This is a genomic window from Streptomyces sp. NBC_01451 (assembly GCF_036227485.1).
Lineage (GTDB): Bacteria > Actinomycetota > Actinomycetes > Streptomycetales > Streptomycetaceae > Streptomyces.
Window position 1 is genome coordinate 3,444,693 of the sequence record NZ_CP109479.1, and the last position, 21,100, is coordinate 3,465,792.

Here is a 21,100-nt window from a genome sequence, read left to right on the forward strand (position 1 = left end):
GTCACAGGGGCAGAACACCAAGGCGGTCGAGGAACCGGAAGAACAGGTTTTCGGCCAACGGGTCGGGTTCCGAAGTCAGTACGTCGAGGAGCGGCGCGGCGTTCACCGTGTGGCCGGCCTCGGCGGCCCAGTCGACCGCGCGTTCGGCGGCGTCGCCGGGTTCCAGGAAGTAGTCGTCGAGCGTGAGCGCGGCGCCCTCCTCGCCGTCGGCCTCCCCTTCGCCCTGACCGGCGCCCAGGTACCCGGCCATGGCGTCACGCGCCAGACAGGTGGTCCACGCCCCGCTCGCGGGCGCCGCCGCCTCCAGCACCACACAGTGGCTGTCCATGACGTACCCGAAGAGCGCGGGCGCGCCGGTCTCCACGGCGAGCGTGTTCATGCTGCCGACGTCGCCGTCGCCGCTCGGGTACTCCCACACCTGCCAGCCGTCGTCCCGCAGTTCACGCGAGGTCAGCCCGTCGCGCACCGCACGCAGGGCATCGGTCTCGGCGAGCGGCCGCTCGCTCCTGCCCACGATCAAGTAGCCCCAGTAACCCAATGCCATCCCCCTGGCGTTTCGGTTCTGCTCGCTCTGCCCGTGCCGAATACACCACAGACACAAGCGAGTTGGCCAGGGATCCGACAATCGGACGTCAGACGCCCACGGGGGCGGGGCCGTGCAGGGCCTTCTCGTGCTGCATGCGGGTCAGCCGGAGCACCACGAGGATCGCGAGGACGGCCGCTCCGATGTCGACGGCGTCGGAGAAGAGCACCTGGCCGGTGGCGTACTGGATCTCCTCCGCCGTGTCGGCGCGGCTGTACGCGCTGGTCCCGAGCCTGTTGGTGAAGAGCGCGATGAGCCACAGCGTCCACCAGGCGTTGACGAGCGCGTGCGAGGCACGGGTGGCGGCGGGGCTGCTCGCGTCCCAGATGTCCAGCATGATCCGGCGCGGGAACCACAGGCTGACGACCGGCACGAACCAGCCCCAGCCCGCCCAGGCGCGCTTCTTGCTGTGCCCGAACGGGTCGAACACCTCGGCGTTGACCCGCACCCGCAGGAACCAGACCAGGTAGAAGACGACCGTCGCGACGAAGGTCACCGTCTGCGCGACACCGGCGGCGGCGTAGAGCGTGTCCGCGTGGTCGGCGCGGCGCATGAGGGCGTTGTAGCCGCCATAGCCGAGGCCGTCGTCCGCGAGGGAGCCCATCACGTCGTACATGGTGATGCCGGCGTAGACGGCGAAGAGGTCGACGGCGGTGACCACGCCGAGCAGTACGGCGACGGCCCTGCCGAGTCCGACCGGCGAACGCAGCCAGGCCGGTCCGTGCGGCTGGACGACGGGGCCGGTGGGTGCGGACGGCGCCGGGAGCACGGGCCGGGCCGCGAACGCGCGCCCGGATCCGGGATCGTCGGCCGCGTCGGCGCAGTCCCAGCACAGGCCTTCGGGAGTAGCGGCCGTGGACAGCTTGCAGTGCTTGCAGGACATGCGGATCCCCCGGGACAAGAAGAGGGGCGCGTCCCCTCCCCAGGGACACGCCCGACACACGAACACGCACGAATACGTGTACTACTTGTGCGGAACCTACGTTTCACCGGCCCGCACGTCCAGCCGGTTTCAGCCCAGCGTGCCCGCCAGTTTCTTGAACGCGGTCCAGGACAGGGGTGGCTGGGCCCGGGGGTCCCACAGTTTCTGGACGGTCGCCCGCAGCGGCAGCCGGATTCCGGCGGCCACCTGGTTCTGGGTCTGTGATCCGGCGAGGTCGCACCAGACGGCGAAGGCCCCGCCGAGGATCTGCCCGTCGTACGACGCGGAGACGGCCGTGCTGCCGCGCAGCACCCGCGGGGTCCACTGCTTGTAGATCCGCTCGCCGGTCGGATAGACGAAGGTGTTCGGCTGCCCGAGCACGTAGTAGAGGTACTCGTCGTTGTAGTTGACGACCTTGCGGCCAGCGCTCAGGTAGGCGGTCGGCTGCCGGGCGCCGATCTCCTTGCCGGTCCAGTAGGCGACCTGGATGTTCTTGGCCGGCTGGACCGAGCTCGACTTGTAGAAACCGTCGTTCCAGGCGCGCACGTTCGTCCGGTTGTGGGCGCGGACGGTGGCGGCGCGGTCGTTGAGCCAGCCCGTCGCGAGGTCGGAGACACCGGCGCCGGCGCCGTACTTCTCGGTGGCCGCGGCGGCGAGCTGGGGGTAGGAGGCAGCCGGGTTGGACACGGCCAGGGCCCGGTACTCGTCGCCACCCAGGTGCCAGGACGCGCCCGGGAAGAGGTCGGCGTACTCGCCCAGCAGCTCGTCGACGATCTTCGCGGCCCCGGGCTTGGAGATGTCGATCGCCCCGCGTGCCGCCGTGCCCTGCGCGTTCTTCAGCTGGAGGTCGGGGTGGGCGGCGAGAACCGCGCCCAGGTGGCCCGGGGAGTCGATCTCGGGCACGACGGTGATGTGACGGCCGGCTGCCAGGGCGAGGATGCGGCGGACCTCGTCCTTGGTGAGGTGGTCCTCGGACACGACCTCGGGGTGGGTGTCGGAGGCGATCCGGAAGCCCTGGTCGTCGGAGAAGTGCAGGCCCAGCTCGTTGAACTTGAGGTCGCCCAGCTCACGGACGCGGGCCTCGATCCAGGCCGCCGTGAAGTGCTTGCGGGCGATGTCCAGCATGAACCCGCGCTGGGGCTTGGCGGGCCGGTCGCGCACGACGCCCTCGGAGGCGGTGGTCCCGGCGGCCACCTCCTGCTTGAGGGTGCGGGTGCCGTAGAAGACTCCGGCCTCGGCGGGGGCGGCGACGGTGACGCGGCTGTTCCTGACGGTGAGGGTGTAGGACTCGGGGCCCTTCGCCGCCTGCCCCGGGTCCAGCTTGAGCTGGACGTCCCCGGCCCGGGGGGCGGCACTCCCGCCGTACACCATCCGCAGCTCACCGGCGAGCAGCTTCCCCTCGTCGGCGAGGGAACCGGCGGTGACGACCACCCGGGCGGTCGCGGCGGGGCGCCAGCCCGGACCCCGGGCGGGCACGTGCTCGCGTACGGCGGGGATGGTGCGGGGGGTCTTGGAGAGGGGGTAGACGCGGGCCGGAGACGGAGAGGGGACGGCGGGGGCAGGGGCGCGGGACGCGGCGGGCGCCGAGCCGGACGTTCCGTCCGAGTCCGCGGAGCGCGCCGCGCCGATCGACGCGATGTCGCTGCCCGGGTCGGTTCCGGTGCCCGTGTCGCCGACCGGCCAGAGGACGACGGTCACCCCCACCGCACCGGCGGCGACGAGAACACCGGCCCCGAGAAGCAACCCGGACCCCTGTCCGTACGTCTTCCCGCTCAGACCCCGTTTCCGCTTCCGCGCAGGAGCCCGTCGCCTCCGGCCGGTCACCGGTTCCCGCCTGCCAGAACCTCATGTATCGCCCGCATGCCACGCACCTCCTGGATCGCCTCCACCCTTGACCCCAACGACCCCATCTCACCGGGATCGTCCACCGTATGTTCCGAAACTATCCCGTTCGGGTGAATTTCAGATCCCCGTCGGACAGCTCCTGACCACTATCGATAATGTGAGCGGCGCCTCTCCCCTCTCGACGCGCATCTCACACTCCGACCCAGACCTCCGAGGACTCACGCTGCCCGCGCACCGTCTTCCCCAATTCTCCGGCCAACTCGCCATGCCGGCACAGACGCGCGCCGAGTCCCCCTCTCCTACGCCGCGGAGCCTGGCCCGGTTCAACACCGAGCCCGCCGAGGACATCGAGCGCGCACTTCTCGGGTGCCTCCGCAGCCTCCGCTGGGCCCGCCGTCTCACCGACCACCGCCCCTACCCCGACCTGGACTCCCTGCTCGCGGCGGCGGACGAGGCTGCGTACGACCTGACCCCGGGGGACCTCTCCGAGGCGCTGGCCGCGGAGGCGCTGCCCGCCCTGCCCGACGGCGTGTACTCGGCGGCGCACACGGCCCTGGGGGCAGCGCACGCGGCGTACGAGGCCAGGTTCGGGCATGTCTTCGTCATCTGTCTGGACGGCACACCTCCGACAGAGGTCCTGAACACGATCCTGACCGCCATCCGGTCACGGTTGACGAACGATCCGGAGGAGGAGCGGGTCGTGGCGGCGGAGGAACTCCGGCGCCTGGCGAGGGAACGGCTGGGAAACGCCCTGAGGGGCGCGGGGAACTGCGCGACCAGCCACATCTGACCCGTCACCCGGCAGACGAACCGCGCCCCCTCCCCAGTAGCCCGTACGAGCCTGTTTGATCACATCGGTAGGCCCGCTGTAAGCGTTCCGACAACACGTCGCTACGATGGCCAGGGCCGGTGGACCGTACCCGGCCGGGCCCGTCCGACACACCGAGCCGGCGCGGCCCCGATCCCCGCTCCCGGAGGGTTTTCCGTGCCGGCTGGAACGCTGTACCGCGGCCGGGAAGGAATGTGGTCCTGGGTGGCTCATCGAGTCACCGGCGTCCTCATCTTCTTCTTCCTGTTCGTACACGTCCTGGACACCGCTCTCGTCCGTGTCTCTCCCGAGGCCTACGACAAGGTTGTGGCCACGTACAAGACGCCGATCGTCGCCGTGCTGGAGTACGGCCTCGTCGCCGCCATCCTCTTCCACGCGCTGAACGGCCTGCGCGTCATCGCCGTCGACTTCTGGTCGAAGGGCCCTCGCTTCCAGAAGCAGATGCTCTGGACCGTCGTCGGCCTGTGGGTCGTACTGATGATCGGGGCCGTCTACCCCGTCCTCGGCCACGCCGCTCGTGAACTGTTCGGGAGCTGACGCACATGGCGACGACTGAATCCACCGCCTCGGGCATCGGCCCCGTCGAGGGCGCGGGCACGTTCGCGGGGTACGACGCCGACAACCCGGCACCCCTGATCGAGGCCCCGCGCAAGCGCACGAAGAAGACCCCCAAGTCCACCCGGGGCAACTTCGAGATGTACGGCTGGCTGTTCATGCGGCTGTCCGGCATCGTCCTGGTCGTGCTGGTCCTGGGCCACCTCCTCATCCAGCTGGTGCTGGACGGCGGTGTCTCCAAGATCGGCTTCGCCTTCGTGGCCGGCCGCTGGGCCTCGCCGTTCTGGCAGGTCTGGGACCTGCTGATGCTGTGGCTGGCGATGCTGCACGGTGCCAACGGCCTGCGCACCGTCATCAACGACTACGCGGAGCGCGCGAACACCCGACTGTGGCTCAAGGGCCTGCTCTACACCGCCACGGTGTTCACGATCCTGCTGGGCACGCTGGTGATCTTCACCTTCGACCCGAACATCCGCTAGGCCACGGTGCTGAGGGACTGAGGAAATCCTGATGAAGATCCACAAGTACGACACCGTCATCGTCGGCGCGGGCGGCGCTGGCATGCGCGCCGCGATCGAGTCGACGAAGCGCAGCCGTACCGCCGTACTGACGAAGCTCTACCCGACCAGGTCCCACACGGGCGCCGCGCAGGGCGGTATGGCCGCCGCGCTCGCCAACGTAGAGGAGGACAACTGGGAGTGGCACACCTTCGACACGGTCAAGGGCGGTGACTACCTGGTCGACCAGGACGCCGCCGAGATCCTGGCGAAGGAGGCCATCGACTCGGTCCTCGACCTGGAGAAGATGGGCCTGCCGTTCAACCGCACGCCCGACGGGACGATCGACCAGCGGCGCTTCGGCGGCCACTCCCGCAACCACGGCGAGGCCCCGGTCCGCCGCTCCTGCTACGCGGCCGACCGCACCGGTCACATGATCCTCCAGACGCTGTACCAGAACTGCGTGAAGGAGGGCGTGGAGTTCTTCAACGAGTTCTACGTCCTCGACCAGCTGATCGTCGAGGTCGACGGCGTGAAGCGGTCCGCGGGCGTCGTCGCGTACGAACTCGCCACCGGTGAGATCCACGTCTTCCAGGCGAAGGCCGTGATCTACGCGTCCGGCGGCTGCGGCAAGTTCTTCAAGGTGACGTCGAACGCGCACACCTTGACGGGTGACGGCCAGGCGGCGGTCTACCGTCGCGGGCTGCCGCTGGAGGACATGGAGTTCTTCCAGTTCCACCCGACCGGCATCTGGCGCATGGGCATCCTGCTGACGGAGGGCGCCCGCGGTGAGGGCGGCATCCTCCGCAACAAGGACGGCGAGCGCTTCATGGAGAAGTACGCGCCGGTGATGAAGGACCTGGCGTCGCGCGACGTCGTGTCCCGTTCCATCTACACGGAGATCCGTGAGGGTCGCGGCTGCGGCCCCGAGGGCGACCACGTCTACCTCGACCTCACCCACCTCCCGCCGGAGCAGCTGGACGCCAAGCTGCCCGACATCACCGAGTTCGCGCGCACCTACCTGGGCATCGAGCCGTACACGGACCCGATCCCGATCCAGCCCACCGCGCACTACGCGATGGGCGGCATCCCGACGAACGTCGAGGGTGAGGTGCTCCGCGACAACACGACGGTGGTGCCCGGACTGTACGCGGCCGGCGAGGTCGCGTGTGTGTCGGTGCACGGCGCCAACCGCCTCGGCACGAACAGCCTCCTGGACATCAACGTGTTCGGGAAGCGGGCCGGTATCGCGGCGGCGGAGTACAGCCAGCAGGCCGACTTCGTCGAACTCCCCGAGAACCCGGCGGAGTTGGTGATCTCCCAGGTGGAGCACCTGCGCGAGTCCACGGGCACGGAGCGGGTCGCCGCGCTGCGCCTGGAGCTCCAGGAGACCATGGACGCGAACGTCATGGTGTTCCGTACGGAGCAGACGATCAAGACGGCGGTGGCGAAGATCGCGGAACTCCGCGAGCGCTACCGGAACGTCTCGATCCAGGACAAGGGCAAGCGGTTCAACACCGACCTTCTGGAGGCCATCGAGCTGGGCAACCTGCTCGACCTGGCCGAGGTCATGGCGGTCTCCGCGCTGGCCCGCAAGGAGTCGCGCGGCGGTCACTACCGCGAGGACTACCCGACCCGCGACGACGTCAACTTCATGCGCCACACCATGGCGTACCGCGAGGTGGGCGACGACGGCACCGAGTCCATCCGTCTCGACTACAAGCCGGTCGTCCAGACCCGCTACCAGCCGATGGAGCGTAAGTACTGATGGCAACCCCTGTTCTGGACAAGGCGGACGCGGCCGGCGAGCCCGAGCCCGGCTTCGCCGACTCCCCGTACATCACGGTCACCTTCCGCATCCGCCGCTTCAACCCGGAGCTGGCGGCCGAGGCGGTCTGGGAAGACTTCAAGCTGGAGATCGACCCGAAGGAGCGCGTCCTCGACGCCCTCCACAAGATCAAGTGGGACCAGGACGGTTCGCTGACGTTCCGTCGTTCCTGCGCGCACGGCATCTGCGGCTCGGACGCCATGCGGATCAACGGCAAGAACCGCCTTGCCTGCAAGACCCTGATCAAGGACATCAACCCCGCCAAGCCGATCACGGTCGAGCCCATCAAGGGCCTGACGGTCCTGAAGGACCTGATCGTCGACATGGACCCGTTCTTCCAGGCGTACCGCGACGTGATGCCCTTCCTCATCACGAAGGACACCAACGAGCCGACGCGCGAGCGTCTCCAGACGGCGGAGGACCGGGAACGGTTCGACGACACGACCAAGTGCATCCTGTGCGCGGCGTGCACGTCGTCGTGCCCGGTGTTCTGGAACGACGGCCAGTACTTCGGCCCGGCCGCGATCGTGAACGCTCACCGCTTCATCTTCGACTCGCGTGACGAGGCGGGCGAGCAGCGCCTGGAGATCCTGAACGACCGGGACGGCGTGTGGCGTTGCCGCACGACCTTCAACTGCACGGACGCGTGCCCGCGTGGCATCGAGGTCACGAAGGCGATCCAGGAAGTGAAGAGGGCGCTGATCACTCGGCGGTTCTGATCCACGGGATCCATTCCCTTCTCCCGGATCCACTCCGTTCTCTCGGGTCGACTCTGACCTTTCGGGTCTGCCCGATGACCTCCGGTGGCCGTGCCTCTGCATCGACAGAGGCACGGCCACCGGGCGTTCGGGCCCTGCCCACAGAATCTGCATATCCGATCACTACGATGACGCCACGCGCCGCCTCCTCCCCCATTGCGGCGGGAGTGGGAATGGGAGCGGGAGTGGACGGGCGATGGTGAACGGCGTCGAGAACCGGGCGTCACGGTTCCGGGTGTGGGTCGGGATCGTCCTGCTCGCGGTGGGCTGCTTCGTCGCCGGGGACGCCGCCCGGCGGGTCGGCCAGGCGCTGTTGTTCGGCGCGCGCTGGTGGCCGTGGATCCTCCTGACGGTGGCCGTGCTCAACCTCCTCAGGTCCGCGATTCCCTCGGGTTCGTACATCGGCCCGCTCGTCCTGTGTGCCGTGGCCCTGACAGGGCTGGCGATGTCCGACAACGTCAGCCGCCACGAGGTGGCGGACGTCGCCCTGCCCGGCGTACTCGTGGTGGCCGGCGCCGGGCTCGCGCTGGCGGCCTCGCACGACGCCCGGACGACCAGCTGGACCCGGATCCTGACGACGGGCCGGGTCGTCATGCCCAAGGGTGCCTACAGGACGGTCACTGTCCGTGCCGTACTGGGCGACCTGCGCGCCGATCTGACCCAGGCACCGGCCGACGACGAGACGTGCGTGCGCCTCACGGTGATCGCGGGCCATGTGCAGGTGACGGTTCCGAAGGACCGGGCGGTGCGGGTGGACACCTCGGGGGCGGTGCTCGCGCACGTAAAGGAGACCGGGGCCGACCCGGCTGGTCCGACTGGTCCGACTGATTCGAGCGGTCCGACCGGTCCCGCGAAGGGGTTCACGATCCAGGTGCTGGGGGTTTGCGGTGCGGTGGGCATCGTGCGGGTGTGAGTCACGGGCGTGAGCCACGGGCATCAGCCGGCCAAGGGGACGCCGGGTTCGCAGGACACCGGGCTCGCATGCCTCTCAATACCCGCCAGTACCACTAGGAACTTGGTCAACTCCCGTTACAGACTGGGCACATGACCATCCTGAGGAAATCGATCGCAGCACTGTCGGCAGCCGCGGCCACGGCGGCCACACTGCTCGCGATACCCCCCACCGCCTCGGCGACTCCCGCCCCGCACAAGACGTTTGCGCGGGAGAACTTCGACCGGCTTCCCCTCGGCCCGGTCACCGCCGGCCGCGGCTGGACGACGGACACCTCCAACGGCACCCTGACCGTCACCCCGAGCTCGACCGGCAAGGGCCGCGAACTCCGCATCCGTACGCAGGGCAACGGCCGCGCGTTCGTCGTCTTCCCCGACCTCGCCGCACCCGGCAACAGCTACTGGGCCCGCCTGCGCCTGCGCGTGGACGCGTTCCCCACGGCCCCCGACTGGGCCCACTGGACGATCGCGGAGGCCTCCGGCGCCGACTCCCCCACCCTCGTACGTCCGTTGGGCGGTCAGTACGCCCCCACGGACAAGGGCAACTTCTGGGGCGTCGGCTCCGACCTTGGCCCGACGGGCGACTGGACGTCGTGGAAGACGTCGGCACCGGCGGTGGCGGACGGGTGGCAGTGCGTGGAATTCCATCTGGACGCTGCGGACAGCCGGGTCACGGTGTACTTCGACGGGGTCGAGCAGTCGGACCTGACGGTCTCCGCCCAGAGCCACGGCGGCGCCCAGGACTCCGACTTCGCCTTCCCGACGTTCGACAAGCTGAAGCTGGGCTGGCAGTTGTACCAGGGCGACCCGACTCCGCCTTCCTACGACGTGCGGATGGACGACGTGGTGGTGGGTTCGGGGCGCGTGGGCGGGTGTTGAGGCCGCTCTGACCCACGATGAGGGGCGGAGGGTGAAGGGTGAGGCGGGCGGTGGCCTGCCTTGCCCTTCAGTCCTCAGCCGAGGACGAGGGGGAGGGGGGAGGGGGAGCTTCGCGGCGAGGTCACCGAGGACGGCTGTCTCCGCGTCCGTCGGCGTACGGTGCGGATCAGCAGCACGTACTCGGAGGACCTCGACGAGATTTCGGCAGGGGCCCGGCGCATGGTGGCCGAAGCACGCGTCCGTGTTCATCGTCGCCAGCAGCTTCTCGCCGTGCCGTTGCGTCAGTGTGCGGCGCACCGATGTCCGCGGCCGAGAACGACCACGGCCGTCACCGCGTCCACGCCCCGGGCGAACTCGTCGCCCTCACCGACTCCAGCGGCGCCAAGGTCACCCTTGACGTGGCTGCGACCTCGATGCCGGGCAGTCGAAGCAGACTCCCTGATCACGCACGTCACAGCGCCCGTCTGCCCGCTCCAGCCTCCCGGGATTCCGCCGACCATCCCCTTACCCTGACGCCATGTCAGATGACGAGTCGTACGAACTGCTCGGTTTCGACAACGTGCTGCTGCCTGTCGGTGAGCTCGCCGAGGCGGTCGCCTTCTACGAGCGTGCCGGGTTCGGTGTCACCGCTCGGGTCGACGAGGCCGGGATCGCCGTGCTGAGGGTCGGTGCCGAGACCCCGGGGCTGCTGCTGCGGGTCGAGGAGGCTCTCGGGCACCGGGCGCCGCCGTGGGCCTCCCCCCGGATCTGGCTGGAGGTGCCGGACGCCAAGGCTGCGGCCCGCGCTCTGGCCACGGCCGGCATCACCCCGCTCGACGCCCCGCTCTCCGTGGCCACGGGCTGGACCGTCGAGATCGCCGATCCCTGGGGCAACGTCATCGGCTTCACGGACTACACGAAGCGGCCGGAACTCGCGCGGTCCTGAGACGGGTGGTCTTGAGACGGGTGGTCTTGAACCCGGGCGGCGATTGATCGCCGTCAGGTCGATGTCGATCTCGAAGGGCACGGCCGGTTTGAGGCGGTCGTGGAAGATGCCGGTGAGGGCGTAGGACTTGGTGGCGGGGTCGAGTTCGTAGACGTAGACGACGGGGAGCCCCTTGTCGTCGTCCTGCTCGACCCGCCAGAAGTGCCGTACCCCGGCCGCCGCGTACTTGCGGGGCTTGACCTCGCGGTCGCGGTCCCGGGTGTCGGCGGCGGTCACCTCCACCGCCAGGAGAATGTCCCCCGGCTCGTACCAGGTCTGGTCCGGGCCGGTGTTCACTGCCTCCGGGAAGACGATGACGTCCGGTTCGGGGCGGTTCCTGGCGTCCAGCTTGACGGTCATGCGCGACAGGACGTCGAGGTCGTCGGCGGTCCAGCCCTCCGGGGGCGCGATCGGCCAGCGGTACGGCGGTTCGGGGTCGAACCACTCCTCCCGCTCCCCCCGTCCCTCCCGCTCTTCTTCGCGTGCGGCGCTCATAGCTGTCCTAACGTCACCAGCCAACCCCGGTCACTACTTGAACGTGTTCAAAAACAGGTCTACAGTCTCCCCCGTAAGAACTTTTGAACGCGTTCAAGTCGTTCAGGGAGCTCGGGGACAAGGACGAACACATGGACCTCACAGTCGTCGCATACGTCATATACCTGCTGGTCAGCATTGCGCTGACCGTCTGGGTCGCGCGGACGCTCAGCAGCAACGGGCGGATTTTCCTCTCCGATGTGCTGCGGGGGAACGAGAAGCTCGCCGAGGCCGTCAACCATCTGCTCGTGGTCGGGTTCTATCTCGTCAACCTCGGGTTCGTGGCCCTCTATCTGAGCGGGGACGGGGACATCGCCAGCACCCGGGAGGTCTTCGAGGCGCTCTCCACCAAGCTCGGTGTCGTGCTGCTCGTGCTGGGTGTCATGCACCTCGCCAACGTGTTCGTCCTCAGCAGGATCCGGCGGCGGAGTGTCATGGAGCGGGAGCAGGTGCCGCCCGTCGCGCCGCAGGGCTGGGTCGCTCCCGCGGCCGGGGCGTGACCGGAATGAGCCACATCGAAGCGGTGGGGTCGGGGGACAACACCACCGCCCGCGCGGACCGGGACGCCACGGGGGGCGTTCCGGTCCGCCGGCTCACCGTCCTGTACGACGCCGAGTGCGAGCTGTGCACCTTCGTGCGCGGCTGGCTCGTACGGCAGTCGCAGCTGGTGCCGCTGGAGATGGTGCCGGCGGGGTCCGGGCAGGCGCGGGCGCTCTTTCCCGGCCTCGATCACGCCGCCACCCTCGACGACATCACCGTCGTCGGGGACTCCGGTCAGGTCTATCGCGGCGCCGGCGCCTGGGTCGTCGTGCTGTGGGCGTTGCGTGAGTACCGGCCGCTCGCGCACCGGTTCACCACCCCGGCCGGGGCCCGGCTCGCCAAGGGTGCCGTTCTCGCCGCCGCCAAGTGGCGCGGGAGTCAGTGGGGTACCGCCGGGAGTGGCCGCCGTGTGTACCGGCGGCCCGACGGGTGGTCGTACGATCCCCGCTTCGGGTGGGTCCACCATCCACCGGGCAGCCCACTCAGCAACCCGCCCGGCGCCCCGCCCGGCTGTGGCAGCGGCACCTGCTCCACTGGTTAGGCTCCTTCCGTGTCAGCAGCGAAAGACAGCCCCGAGTCCCCTGAGCCCTCCGAGCCATCTGCGTCGTCCGAGTCGGCTGGGTCGTCCGGGTCCGAGTCCCCGGCGGCCGCCGCTCATGCTCCCGCCAAGAGCGAGCAGACGCGTGCGCTGATCCTGGAGACGGCCATGCGGCTGTTCAAGGAGCGGGGGTACGACAGGACGACCATGCGGGCCATCGCTCAGGAGGCCGGGGTCTCCGTCGGCAACGCGTACTACTACTTCGGCGGCAAGGAGCACCTGATCCAGGGCTTCTACGACCAGCTCGCCCGTGAGTACCAGGTGGCCGCGCGGGAAGTCCTGGACCGGGAGACGGAGTTGGAGGCGCGGCTGGCCGGGGTGTACCGCGCCTGGCTCGATGTGTCCGCTTCCTACCACGAGTTCGCCGTGCAGTTCTTCAAGACCGCCGCCGACCCGAACAGTCCCCTCAGCCCCTTCTCCCCCGAGTCGGAGCACGCGCGCACGCAGGCCATCGACGTGCACAGGGAAGTGCTCGCCGGGTCGAAGGCCAAGGTTCCGGAGGAACTCCGGGACGTGCTGCCCGAGTTGATGTGGCTGTCCCAGATGGGCATGGTCCTGTACTGGATCTACGACCGTACGGAGGGCCGTGAGCGCACCTACCGGCTCGCCGCGCGCGGTGCCCGGCTCACCGCCCGTGGTGTGTCCCTGGCCCGCTTCCGTGTACTGCGTCCGCTCGTCCGCGAGGTCCACGACCTGTTCAGCGACTTCCTGCCGGGGATGACCAATGCCCTTCCCGAGGAACCCGGGAAGGGCGCAGGTCCAGGGAAGGACGGAGATCCCGGGACGGGCGAGCGGGCCGAGTAGGCGGCGCGGAAGGCCAGTCAGTTCACCGCGTCCGCTTCCTCCTCCGAGGACTCCGACGACCCCGAGGACTCCGTCAGCTCCACGTCGTACACCAGCGGGCCGTCCTCCACCGTCACCTGTCGGGCCCGGGAGCCGTACGAGACCGCTGTCGCCGCCAGCAGGTACGCGCCCGGGGCCGGGACGGAGAGGATGTACGAGCCGTCCGCCAGCGAGGTGACCCGGTCCAGTTGGCGTCCGCCCTTCGAGCGGAGGGTCACCGTGGCGCCCTCGACCGGCGCGCCCTCGGCGTCACGTACGTAGCCGTGGACCACCGAGGTGCTGCCCGCCGGCCGGTCGGGTTCCGCTGCCTCCGGCTCCTCCTTCGGTTCCACCGCGAGATGCGGCAGGCGCTTCTCCAGGCCCGCCGGCAGCCACCAGTTGGAGTTGCCGAGCAGGTGCATCGCGGCCGGCACCAGGGCCGTACGGAGGATGAACGCGTCCAGCGCGACCGCCGCGGCGAGGCCGATGCCCGCCATCGCGCCCTCCATGTCGCCGCTCAGGACGAAGGCCGAGAAGACGCAGATCATGATCAGGGCCGCGCAGTTGATGACCCTGCTGGTCTCCGCGAGGCCGACGCGGACGGCCCGTGCGTTGTCCTTCGTGTGGACCCATTCCTCGTGCATGCGGCTCACCAGGAACACCTGGTAGTCCATCGAGAGGCCGAAGAGGAGGGAGAGCATGATGACCGGCAGGAACGCCGTGATCGGGCCCTCCTTGCCGATGCCGAGCAGCTCCGTGCCCCAGCCCCACTGGAAGATCGCGACCAGGACGCCGAAGGAGGCCGCCGCCGCGATCAGGTTCATCAGCGCGGCGGTGAGGGGGACGATCAGGGAGCGGAACGCCACCATCAGGAGCAGGAAGCCCAGCGAGATGATCGCCGCCACGAAGTACGGCAGGCGGTCGCCCGTCACCGCCGCGAAGTCCTTGAAGATCGCCGTCACCCCGCCGACGTGGGCCTCCGCCCCGGAGGCCGGGATGACCTCGTCGCGCAGGCGGTCGATCAGCTGGTCCGTGGCCTTCGACTGGGGTGACGTCGTCGGGACCACCTGGATCACCGTGATGCCCTGGGCCGGGGGCGCCGCCGCTGCCTGCGCCACGCCCTCCGTCGTACGGATCGTCGCGACCAGCGCGTTCGCGTCGCCCTTGGCCACCACCACCTGGAGCGGGCCGTTGAAGCCCGGGCCGAAGCCCTCCGCGAGCAGGTCGTACGCCTGGCGGGTGGTCGTCGACTCCTGGTGGTTGCCCTGGTCGGTCGCGCCGAGCCGGATGGACAGGACGGGGAGCGCGAGGATCAGCATCGCCAGCAGGGCCATCGCGGCGGTGGAGCGCGGGCGCCTTTCGACGTACGACGACCAGCGCGCCGCGAGCCCGCTCGCCTCGGCCGACTCCGGTCCTGTCACGGCCAGTCGGCGGCGCTGCCTGCGGCTGAGGACGCGCATGCCGAGGAGACCGAGGAGCGCCGGGAGGAGGGTCGTCGCGGCGAGGACGCTCAGGACGACCGTGAGGGAGGTCGCGATGACCACGCCGTCCAGGAAGCGCATGTTCATCACGAGCATCCCGGCAAGGGCGATGCATACCGTGCCGCCGGCGAACAGCACTGCTCGGCCGGAGGTGTTGAGCGCCGTCACCGCCGAGTCCTCGGGCTTCATACCGCGCAGGATGCCCCGGCGGTGCCTGGTGACGATGAACAGCGCGTAGTCGATGCCGACGCCCAGGCCGATCAACGAACCGAGCAGCGGGGCGACTTCGGGAACGTCGGTGACATGGCTGAGGAGGGAGGTGGTCATCAGGCCGGTGCCCAGGGCCGCGATCGCGACGACCAGCGGCAGCAGCATCGCGAAGAGGGAGCCGAAGGCGAGGAACAGGACGACCGCCGCGGCGAGGATGCCGACCATCTCGGCGATGCCGGTGGGCGGTTCCTGCGTCCTGGTGATCGCCTGACCGCCCAACTCGACCTGGAGACCGTCGCGTTCGGCGGACTGGGCCGTGTCGACGACGTCCTCGACCGTCTTCTTGGGTACGCCGTTCGCCTGCTCGGTGAAGGTGATCTGGGCGTAGGCGATCCGCCCGTTCTCGCTGATCTGGGCCGCGCCGGCGGCGCCGTCGGCGTACGGGTCGGTGACCTCGCCGACGCCCGCCATCTTCCCGATCTCCGCCAGCTTCGGCTCGATCCGGGACCGTACCGACTCGTCGCGTACCGAGCCCTCGTCGACCTTCCACACGACCGTGTCGGTGTCGCCCGCGCTCTGCGGGAAGGCCTTCTCCATCAGGTCGTACGCACGCGTGGAGTCCGTGTTGGGGAGGGAGAAGGTGTTCGCGTAGTCCGTACCCGCGGCGGAGCCCGCGAAGCCCAGTCCGAACACGGCCCCCACCCATATCAACAGGACCACCAGCCGGTGCCGATAGCACCACCGCGCCAATGCCGCCACGCTGAACACCCCTTGTTCATCAGGTTGGTTGATTCGGTTGGTCCCCCAGGTCCTGGGGAACAGGATTGGCGGTGACGCGCGGGCGCGGACACCTGGCGGCCATGACTCTCAAGGAACTCCAAAGCGCGAACCGGGTCCGGCTGTCGGTGGCCCCGCCGATACTGGGGGCATGACGGCTTCAGGCGCAGGGACAGGCACAGGCACCGTGCTGGTGGTGGAGGACGAACCGAGCATCGCGGACGTCCTGGCCATCGCCCTGCGCTACCACCGCTTCGAGGTGATGGTCGCGGGCACCGTCCGCGAGGCGCTCGCACTCGCCGGGCGCACCCGCCCGGATGTAGCCCTGCTCGACATCATGCTCCCGGACGGCGACGGCCGCGCCCTCGGGCGTGAACTCCGGGACCGCAGGCCCGAGTTGGCCCTCGTCTTCCTGACCGCACGGGACGCGCCGGGGGAGATAGTCGGCGCCCTCGGGTTCGGCGACGACTACATCACCAAGCCGTTCAACATCGACGAGGTCGTCGCCCGCATCACCGCCGTGCTGCGCCGGACCCGGCCCGCCGACGTGCTGCCCCAACGGCCCCCGCTGCGCTACGGCGACCTGGAGCTGGACGAGTCGACGTACAGCGTGCACCGCTCGGGCGGCACCGTCGAGCTGACCCCCACGGAGTACGCGCTGCTGCGGTTCCTGGTGCGCAACGGCGGCCGGATCGTGCCCAAGGAGCAACTCCTGCGGCACGTCTGGCAGTACGAGCACACACCGCCCGAATCGACCGTCGTCGAGACGTACATCAGCTATCTCCGGCGCAAGCTCGACGCGCTCGGGCCGCCCGTGATCACCACCCGGCGCGGTGTCGGATACGGGCTGGCATGAGTCTCCTCGCGATCGGACTGGGCTGGGGGCGCGCCTTCGGGGCGGGATGGGGACGCACCTTCCACTGCAAGCGCGGTATCCACTCCCTGCGCGTCAAGCTGACGCTGGCCAACGTGGTGCTGCTCGCCCTCGGCATCGTCGTGGCGACCGCCGTGAGCGTGATGGGCATGCGGCTGTATCTGCTGGACAGCGTCGACACCCAGCTGATGGGCACCCGGGACTCGATCAGCGGCTCCCGGGTCACCCTGGAGCAGATCGACTCGCTGACCGCGTTCGCCGCCCTGACGGACAGGTACCGGCACGCCTCCGGTGAAAGCAACGGCAATGGCAACACCGTTGGCAGCGGAGGCAGTTCAGCGGGGTCCGACTCCAGCGACACCGGCCCCACGACCACTGGTCCCACGACGGCTGGTCCCACGACCAGCGGGTCCACGACCACCGGCTTCTCGAACGCCGACTCCCTCGTGTCCGACGGCATCTTCGTGGTCGTCGGCGAGAAGGGGCAGGCCATGCCCGTCGCCGGGTTCGAGGCCACCGCCGCCCAGCGCGCCCTCGCCGCCGCCGTCGCCGACCCGGCGGACCTCGCCCGCGACGACGAACCCCACGACATCCGGGTACGGGACGCCCCCTACCGGGTCACCGCAGCCCACCTCGCCGACGGCAAGACCGTGCTCCTGGCCACCTCGACGGACGCCCTGCACGACGTCCTCGGCAAGGCCCTGAAGCTCGACCTCGCCGTCGGGACACTGCTGCTCGCACTGCTCGCCGTCCTCACCATGTTCAGCGTGAGCCGCCGTATGGCACCCCTGGAGGACATGGTCGAGACGTCGACGGCCATCGCCGAGGGCGACCTCACCCGGCGTGTCCCCTCCAGCCGCGAGGCCACCCTGGAGGTCGAACAGCTGCGGGTCGCCCTCAACACCATGCTCCACCAGGTGGAGTCGGCGTACCGCACCCGCGAGCGCAGCGCGGCCCAGCTGCGCCGCTTCGTCGCCGACGCCTCGCACGAACTGCGCACCCCGCTGTCCGCGATCCGCGGCTATCTCCAGTTGTACGACAAGGGCATGCTGACCGACCCGCGGGAACGCCGGCGCGCCTGGGACCGGATGAACGGCGAGGCCGACCGCATGGGGCGTCTGGTGGACGAACTGCTGACGCTGGCCCGTCTCGACCAGCAGCCCGAACTTCGGCTGAGAAACGTCGACTTGAGCCGCCTTGTGCGGGACGCGGCGGAGGATCTGCGGATCCAGGAACCGGACCGGCCGATCAGCGTGGCCGCCGACGGGGCGATCCTGGTGCGGGCCGACGAGTCGGGGCTCAGGCAGGTGCTGGGCAACCTGGTGGGCAACGTCCGCACGCACACGCCCGCCGATGTGCCGGTGCGGCTCGGCGTGGAGCGCGCGGACGGTGTCGTACGGCTGTGTGTCGCGGACATGGGGCCCGGGCTGGCACGGGAGGACGCTGCGCGTATGTTCGACCGGTTCTTCCGGGCGGGGGGTGGGGCGGGGAGCGGGCTGGGGCTGGCGATCGTGCAGGAGGTTGTGCGGGCGCACGGTGGCGAGGTGAGTGTGCGGACCGCCTCCGGCGAGGGTTTGGCGGTGACGGTCAGTCTGCCGGAGCGGGTGGTCTGTCCGTGAGTCGGCGGCTGGCCTGTCCGTGAGTCGGCGCGGGTCTGTCCGTGAGTCGGCGGCTGGCCTGTCCGTGAGTCGGCGCGGGTCTGTCCGTGAGTCGGCGGCTGGCCTGTCCGTGAGTCGGCGCGGGTCTGTCCGTGAGTCGGTGGCTGGCCTGTCCGTGAGTCGGCGGCTGGCCTGTCCGTGAGTCGGCGGGTGGTTGGCGCGGGCACGGGGTGGCTGGTCGCGCGGTTGCTGCCCGCGTCCCTAAAGGGGCGCTGTGACCAGCGCCCAGACCGTCTTCCCGTGGCGGCCTCTGCTCCACACCCCCCACGCCTCCGCGATGTCCTCGACCAGGTGGAGGCCCCGGCCGTGTTCCTCCCAGTCCGCCACCGGGCGGAGACGGGGTTCCGTCGTTCCCTCGTCGGAGACCTCTATGAGGCAGGAGCCGTCGGCGAGTGCGGTCACGGCGACCTCGAAATCCGGCTCCAGGAGGGGGCCGTGGCGTACGACGTTGGTCGCCAGCTCGGAGACGAGCAGGACGGTGTCCGCGAGCGCCGGGCCGTCGGTGCTGTGCCCCCAGTCGGCCAGATGGTCGTGCACCCGGCGCCGGGCCAGCTCGACGGACGCCGGGTGCCGGGGAAGCCTGAAGGAGTAGCGCCTCAACACGTCTGCTCCTCACCCCGCCCACACCATCGCCATACCTGATGCTGCGTTGGGTACCCTCCCAGCGTTACCTATTCCGCGTCAGATCCAGTCGAGGGTCCAGAGCCGGTAGACCCCGGTGCCGTCCGAGAGGTACTGGCCGCCGCCGACGTCCACACTGCTGACGACGTACTCCTTGCGCTGCCACAGCGGGATGACGGGCACGTCCTGGGCGATCAGTTGCTGGAGTGCGCGGAAGTCCTGGGCGGCGCGGGCGCGGTCGGCGTACTGGCGGCTGTCCAGGATCAGCCGGTCCACCTTCTTGCTGCCGTATCCGTTCTTCATGCTGTTGCCGGTGCCGACGAGCGGTCCGGTGAAGGTGTCCGGGTCGGGAAAGTCGGCGACCCAGCCGACGGCGTAGGCGTCCAGCTTCCCTGCCGCGTACCGCTTCTGGTAGTCGGTCCACTCGTAGCCCTTGACGGTGACCTTGAACAGGCCGCCCTTCTCCAGCTGCCGCTTGAGCAGGGCCGCCTCCTCGGCGGCGGCGCCGCGCCCCTTGGCGTAGCCGTAGGTGAAGCTGACGGGGAGTTCGACGCCGGCCTCGGTGAGCAGGGCGCGGGCCTGCGTGACACTGGGTTTGGGGTAGTCGTCGAAGAACGACGTGGTGTGGCCGGTGAGGCCCGCCGGGATCAGTGAGTAGAGGGGCGTGGCCGTCCCCTCGTACACCGTGGCGGCGAGTTCCTCCCGGTTGACCAGCCAGGCAAGGGCGCGGCGGACGAGCGGGTCGTGGAGGGGGGAGCCCTCGCGGACGTTGAGGACGAGGTTGCGGGTCTCGGCGCTGTCGGCCTCGATGAGCTGCTGTCCGGGGTCGCTGGGCGAGAGACCGGCGAGGACCGCGGGCGGCAGCTGACGGGTGGCGACGTCGATCTGCTTGGCCTTCCACGCCTTGTCGAGGGCCTGCGGATCGGCGTAGTAGCGCAGGCGGATGGGGCGGCCGGTGCTCTTCACGGCGCCCTTGTAGTGCTCGTTGGGTTCGAGGAGCGCCTGCTTCTCCTTCGTATACGTCTTCAGGACGTACGGTCCGGTGCCGTCGGCGCCGGTGTCGGTGCGCAGGCCGTTCTTCGGATAGCGCTCGCGGTCGACGATCGCACCGGCTCCGGTGGCCACCTTGAACGGGAAGGTGGCATCCGGCGAGTTGAGGTGGAAGGTGACCGTCAGGTCCTTGGCGTCGACCGAGGCGAGGGTGCCGAGCAGGGACGCCGGGCCGACGTCGGAGTTGATGCGCTTGACGCGCTCGAAGGAGAACTTGACGTCCTCGGCGGTCATCTGACGGCCGCTCGGGAAGTCGAGGTCGTCGCGCAGGACACAGACGTAGGTGCGCAGGCCGGAGCCCTTGAAGCCACAGGTCTTCGCCGCGTCGGGGACGGGGCTCGCGCCGTCGGGCCGGTAGGTAAGCAGTGACTGGAAGACGTTGCTGAACAGGGCCCAGGAGCCGGCGTCGTAGGCACCGGCCGGGTCGAGGGCGGTCACGGCGTCGGTGGTGCCGACGGTGATCGTCCTGCCGTGGTCGGCTCCCGTCGGCATCAGCTGCCAGCCGACCGCCCCCGCGGCCGACACAATGAGCAGCGCCGCGAGAATCCGCATGCGTACCGAGCGCATCGGTGTGCCCTCCCCAGGCCCCCTGCACAGGTGACTCCCCCTGTGGCGTTGATCACCTAACCACAGGTGTTTCACGTCGGGGAAGGGGCCTCTTGCGAGATGGGAAAGACGTTACCGACGGCTTGTTACCGACCGGTTTCCGACTCGCTCAGAGCCGCCCGCGCATGACGCTCCATGGTGCCTGCAATCGCCCAACTCGCTCCGCCGTCAAGGCGTTTCCAGCTGGTCGTGGGTCGGCAGGTGATAACCGCGACGGCCCTGCCTTCGGCGACGGCGATGTCTACGGACACCTGGATCTGAGGCCCGTACGGCGTCTTGCAGATCAGGGAGACCTTTCCGTGCCCCAGCTCCAGCACCTCTGCGATCACCGGGGTCTGCGCCTTCTTGATGGTGTGCAGGATGCTGTCGGCCAACTGGAACGCCGTGGCGCCCGAAGTGTCGGCCGTGACCCGGCGGACGGCGGGCAGCCGCGCCGCCGCCGACTCCAACAGCAGCCCGTAGTGGGAAGCCGTACGGACAGCGGTGACCGTGTCTGGCACGGGTACGACCAGCAGGAAGGCGACACCGCAGATCAGCCCTGCGAGCGCGCTCTGGCCGAGCGCGGACGCGACGGGTACCCCGTCGCCCACGAGCAGCACCGCGAGCATGGCACCGCCGGCCACCAGGGCGATCAGCCCGGCGGCGGGCGCGACGCGGCGGACCACCGCCAGCCAATACGTGATCGTCGACTGCACTTTCATACTTCCGTTCGTTCAGG

20 protein-coding genes and 1 pseudogene are annotated in these 21,100 nt (G+C 69.7%); 13 read left to right on the top strand and 8 right to left on the bottom strand.

All coding sequences use genetic code 11. The annotated features are described in order from the left end of the window. Position 1: 1 nt before the first annotated feature. The 3 genes from OG595_RS14975 to OG595_RS14985 form a co-directional block, all read right to left on the bottom strand. A complete protein-coding gene (locus tag OG595_RS14975; RefSeq protein ID WP_329282884.1) occupies positions 2-538 on the bottom strand; it encodes a hypothetical protein in 537 nt (178 codons plus the stop codon). Between the two features lie 94 nt (positions 539-632). Next, a complete protein-coding gene (locus OG595_RS14980) occupies positions 633-1,466 on the bottom strand; it encodes a DUF4328 domain-containing protein (protein WP_329272167.1) in 834 nt (277 codons plus the stop codon). Positions 1,467-1,595: 129 nt separating this feature from the next. Beyond that, positions 1,596-3,248, bottom strand: a complete 1,653-nt coding sequence (locus tag OG595_RS14985) for a beta-N-acetylhexosaminidase (RefSeq protein ID WP_329272170.1) — start codon at positions 3,246-3,248, stop codon at positions 1,596-1,598. A 367-nt stretch (positions 3,249-3,615) separates the two neighbouring features. Here OG595_RS14985 and OG595_RS14990 point away from each other — a divergent pair, with 367 nt between their 5' ends. The 8 genes from OG595_RS14990 (at position 3,616) to OG595_RS15025 (ending at position 10,572) form a co-directional block, all read left to right on the top strand. Then, the gene (locus OG595_RS14990; protein WP_329272172.1) at positions 3,616-4,140 is read left to right on the top strand and encodes a 2-oxo-4-hydroxy-4-carboxy-5-ureidoimidazoline decarboxylase; all 525 of its coding nucleotides are present in this window, start codon (positions 3,616-3,618) and stop codon (positions 4,138-4,140) included. A 195-nt stretch (positions 4,141-4,335) separates the two neighbouring features. Continuing rightward, on the top strand, positions 4,336-4,716 hold the full coding sequence (sdhC, locus tag OG595_RS14995; RefSeq protein ID WP_329272174.1) for a succinate dehydrogenase, cytochrome b556 subunit: 381 nt from the start codon (positions 4,336-4,338) through the stop codon (positions 4,714-4,716). A 5-nt stretch (positions 4,717-4,721) separates the two neighbouring features. Then, complete coding sequence (locus tag OG595_RS15000) at positions 4,722-5,213, top strand: succinate dehydrogenase hydrophobic membrane anchor subunit (RefSeq protein ID WP_164322300.1); 492 nt, start codon at positions 4,722-4,724, stop codon at positions 5,211-5,213. A 31-nt stretch (positions 5,214-5,244) separates the two neighbouring features. Continuing rightward, complete coding sequence (gene sdhA, locus OG595_RS15005; protein ID WP_329272179.1) at positions 5,245-6,999, top strand: succinate dehydrogenase flavoprotein subunit; 1,755 nt, start codon at positions 5,245-5,247, stop codon at positions 6,997-6,999. After that, complete coding sequence (locus tag OG595_RS15010) at positions 6,999-7,778, top strand: succinate dehydrogenase iron-sulfur subunit (RefSeq protein WP_189148380.1); 780 nt, start codon at positions 6,999-7,001, stop codon at positions 7,776-7,778. The genes sdhA and OG595_RS15010 overlap by 1 nt, the downstream gene beginning before the upstream one ends. Positions 7,779-8,013: 235 nt before the next feature. Then, on the top strand, positions 8,014-8,730 hold the full coding sequence (locus tag OG595_RS15015) for a hypothetical protein (RefSeq protein ID WP_329272184.1): 717 nt from the start codon (positions 8,014-8,016) through the stop codon (positions 8,728-8,730). Between the two features lie 131 nt (positions 8,731-8,861). Then, positions 8,862-9,647 (top strand): hypothetical protein, encoded by a 786-nt coding sequence (locus OG595_RS15020; RefSeq protein ID WP_329272186.1) that lies wholly within the window; start codon positions 8,862-8,864, stop codon positions 9,645-9,647. A gap of 517 nt (positions 9,648-10,164) precedes the next feature. Beyond that, on the top strand, positions 10,165-10,572 hold the full coding sequence (locus tag OG595_RS15025) for a VOC family protein (protein ID WP_329282886.1): 408 nt from the start codon (positions 10,165-10,167) through the stop codon (positions 10,570-10,572). Positions 10,573-10,608: 36 nt separating this feature from the next. Here the strand turns inward: OG595_RS15025 and OG595_RS15030 are convergent. Continuing rightward, positions 10,609-11,106: pseudogene (locus OG595_RS15030) on the bottom strand (Uma2 family endonuclease); the annotation flags it as partial. Between the two features lie 131 nt (positions 11,107-11,237). Here OG595_RS15030 and OG595_RS15035 point away from each other — a divergent pair. From OG595_RS15035 to OG595_RS15045, 3 genes are read left to right on the top strand one after another with little or no spacing between them, the layout of a single operon-like run. Next, entirely contained in the window at positions 11,238-11,645 is a 408-nt protein-coding gene (locus OG595_RS15035; RefSeq protein ID WP_329272190.1) for a hypothetical protein, read from the top strand. Between the two features lie 5 nt (positions 11,646-11,650). Then, complete coding sequence (locus OG595_RS15040; protein ID WP_329272192.1) at positions 11,651-12,226, top strand: thiol-disulfide oxidoreductase DCC family protein; 576 nt, start codon at positions 11,651-11,653, stop codon at positions 12,224-12,226. Positions 12,227-12,235: 9 nt separating this feature from the next. After that, a complete protein-coding gene (locus OG595_RS15045) occupies positions 12,236-13,087 on the top strand; it encodes a TetR family transcriptional regulator (RefSeq protein ID WP_329272194.1) in 852 nt (283 codons plus the stop codon). Between the two features lie 17 nt (positions 13,088-13,104). On the opposite strand, the gene OG595_RS15050 is transcribed toward OG595_RS15045, so the two are convergent. Then, the gene (locus OG595_RS15050) at positions 13,105-15,546 is read right to left on the bottom strand and encodes an MMPL family transporter (protein WP_329282887.1); all 2,442 of its coding nucleotides are present in this window, start codon (positions 15,544-15,546) and stop codon (positions 13,105-13,107) included. Between the two features lie 178 nt (positions 15,547-15,724). Between OG595_RS15050 and OG595_RS15055 the strand changes: the two genes are divergently transcribed. After that, positions 15,725-16,429, top strand: a complete 705-nt coding sequence (locus OG595_RS15055) for a response regulator transcription factor (protein ID WP_329272197.1) — start codon at positions 15,725-15,727, stop codon at positions 16,427-16,429. After that, positions 16,426-18,066, top strand: a complete 1,641-nt coding sequence (locus tag OG595_RS15060) for a sensor histidine kinase (protein ID WP_329272199.1) — start codon at positions 16,426-16,428, stop codon at positions 18,064-18,066. The genes OG595_RS15055 and OG595_RS15060 overlap by 4 nt, the downstream gene beginning before the upstream one ends. A gap of 240 nt (positions 18,067-18,306) precedes the next feature. Here OG595_RS15060 and OG595_RS15065 read toward each other — a convergent pair whose 3' ends face one another. The 3 genes from OG595_RS15065 to OG595_RS15075 all read right to left on the bottom strand — a co-directional run bounded on the left by OG595_RS15065 (position 18,307) and on the right by OG595_RS15075 (position 21,077). Next, positions 18,307-18,708, bottom strand: a complete 402-nt coding sequence (locus OG595_RS15065; RefSeq protein ID WP_329272202.1) for an ATP-binding protein — start codon at positions 18,706-18,708, stop codon at positions 18,307-18,309. Positions 18,709-18,786: 78 nt separating this feature from the next. Beyond that, entirely contained in the window at positions 18,787-20,343 is a 1,557-nt protein-coding gene (locus tag OG595_RS15070; RefSeq protein ID WP_329272204.1) for an ABC transporter substrate-binding protein, read from the bottom strand. Positions 20,344-20,468: 125 nt separating this feature from the next. Beyond that, positions 20,469-21,077 (bottom strand): hypothetical protein, encoded by a 609-nt coding sequence (locus OG595_RS15075; protein ID WP_329272207.1) that lies wholly within the window; start codon positions 21,075-21,077, stop codon positions 20,469-20,471. Between the last annotated feature and the right edge of the window lie 23 nt (positions 21,078-21,100).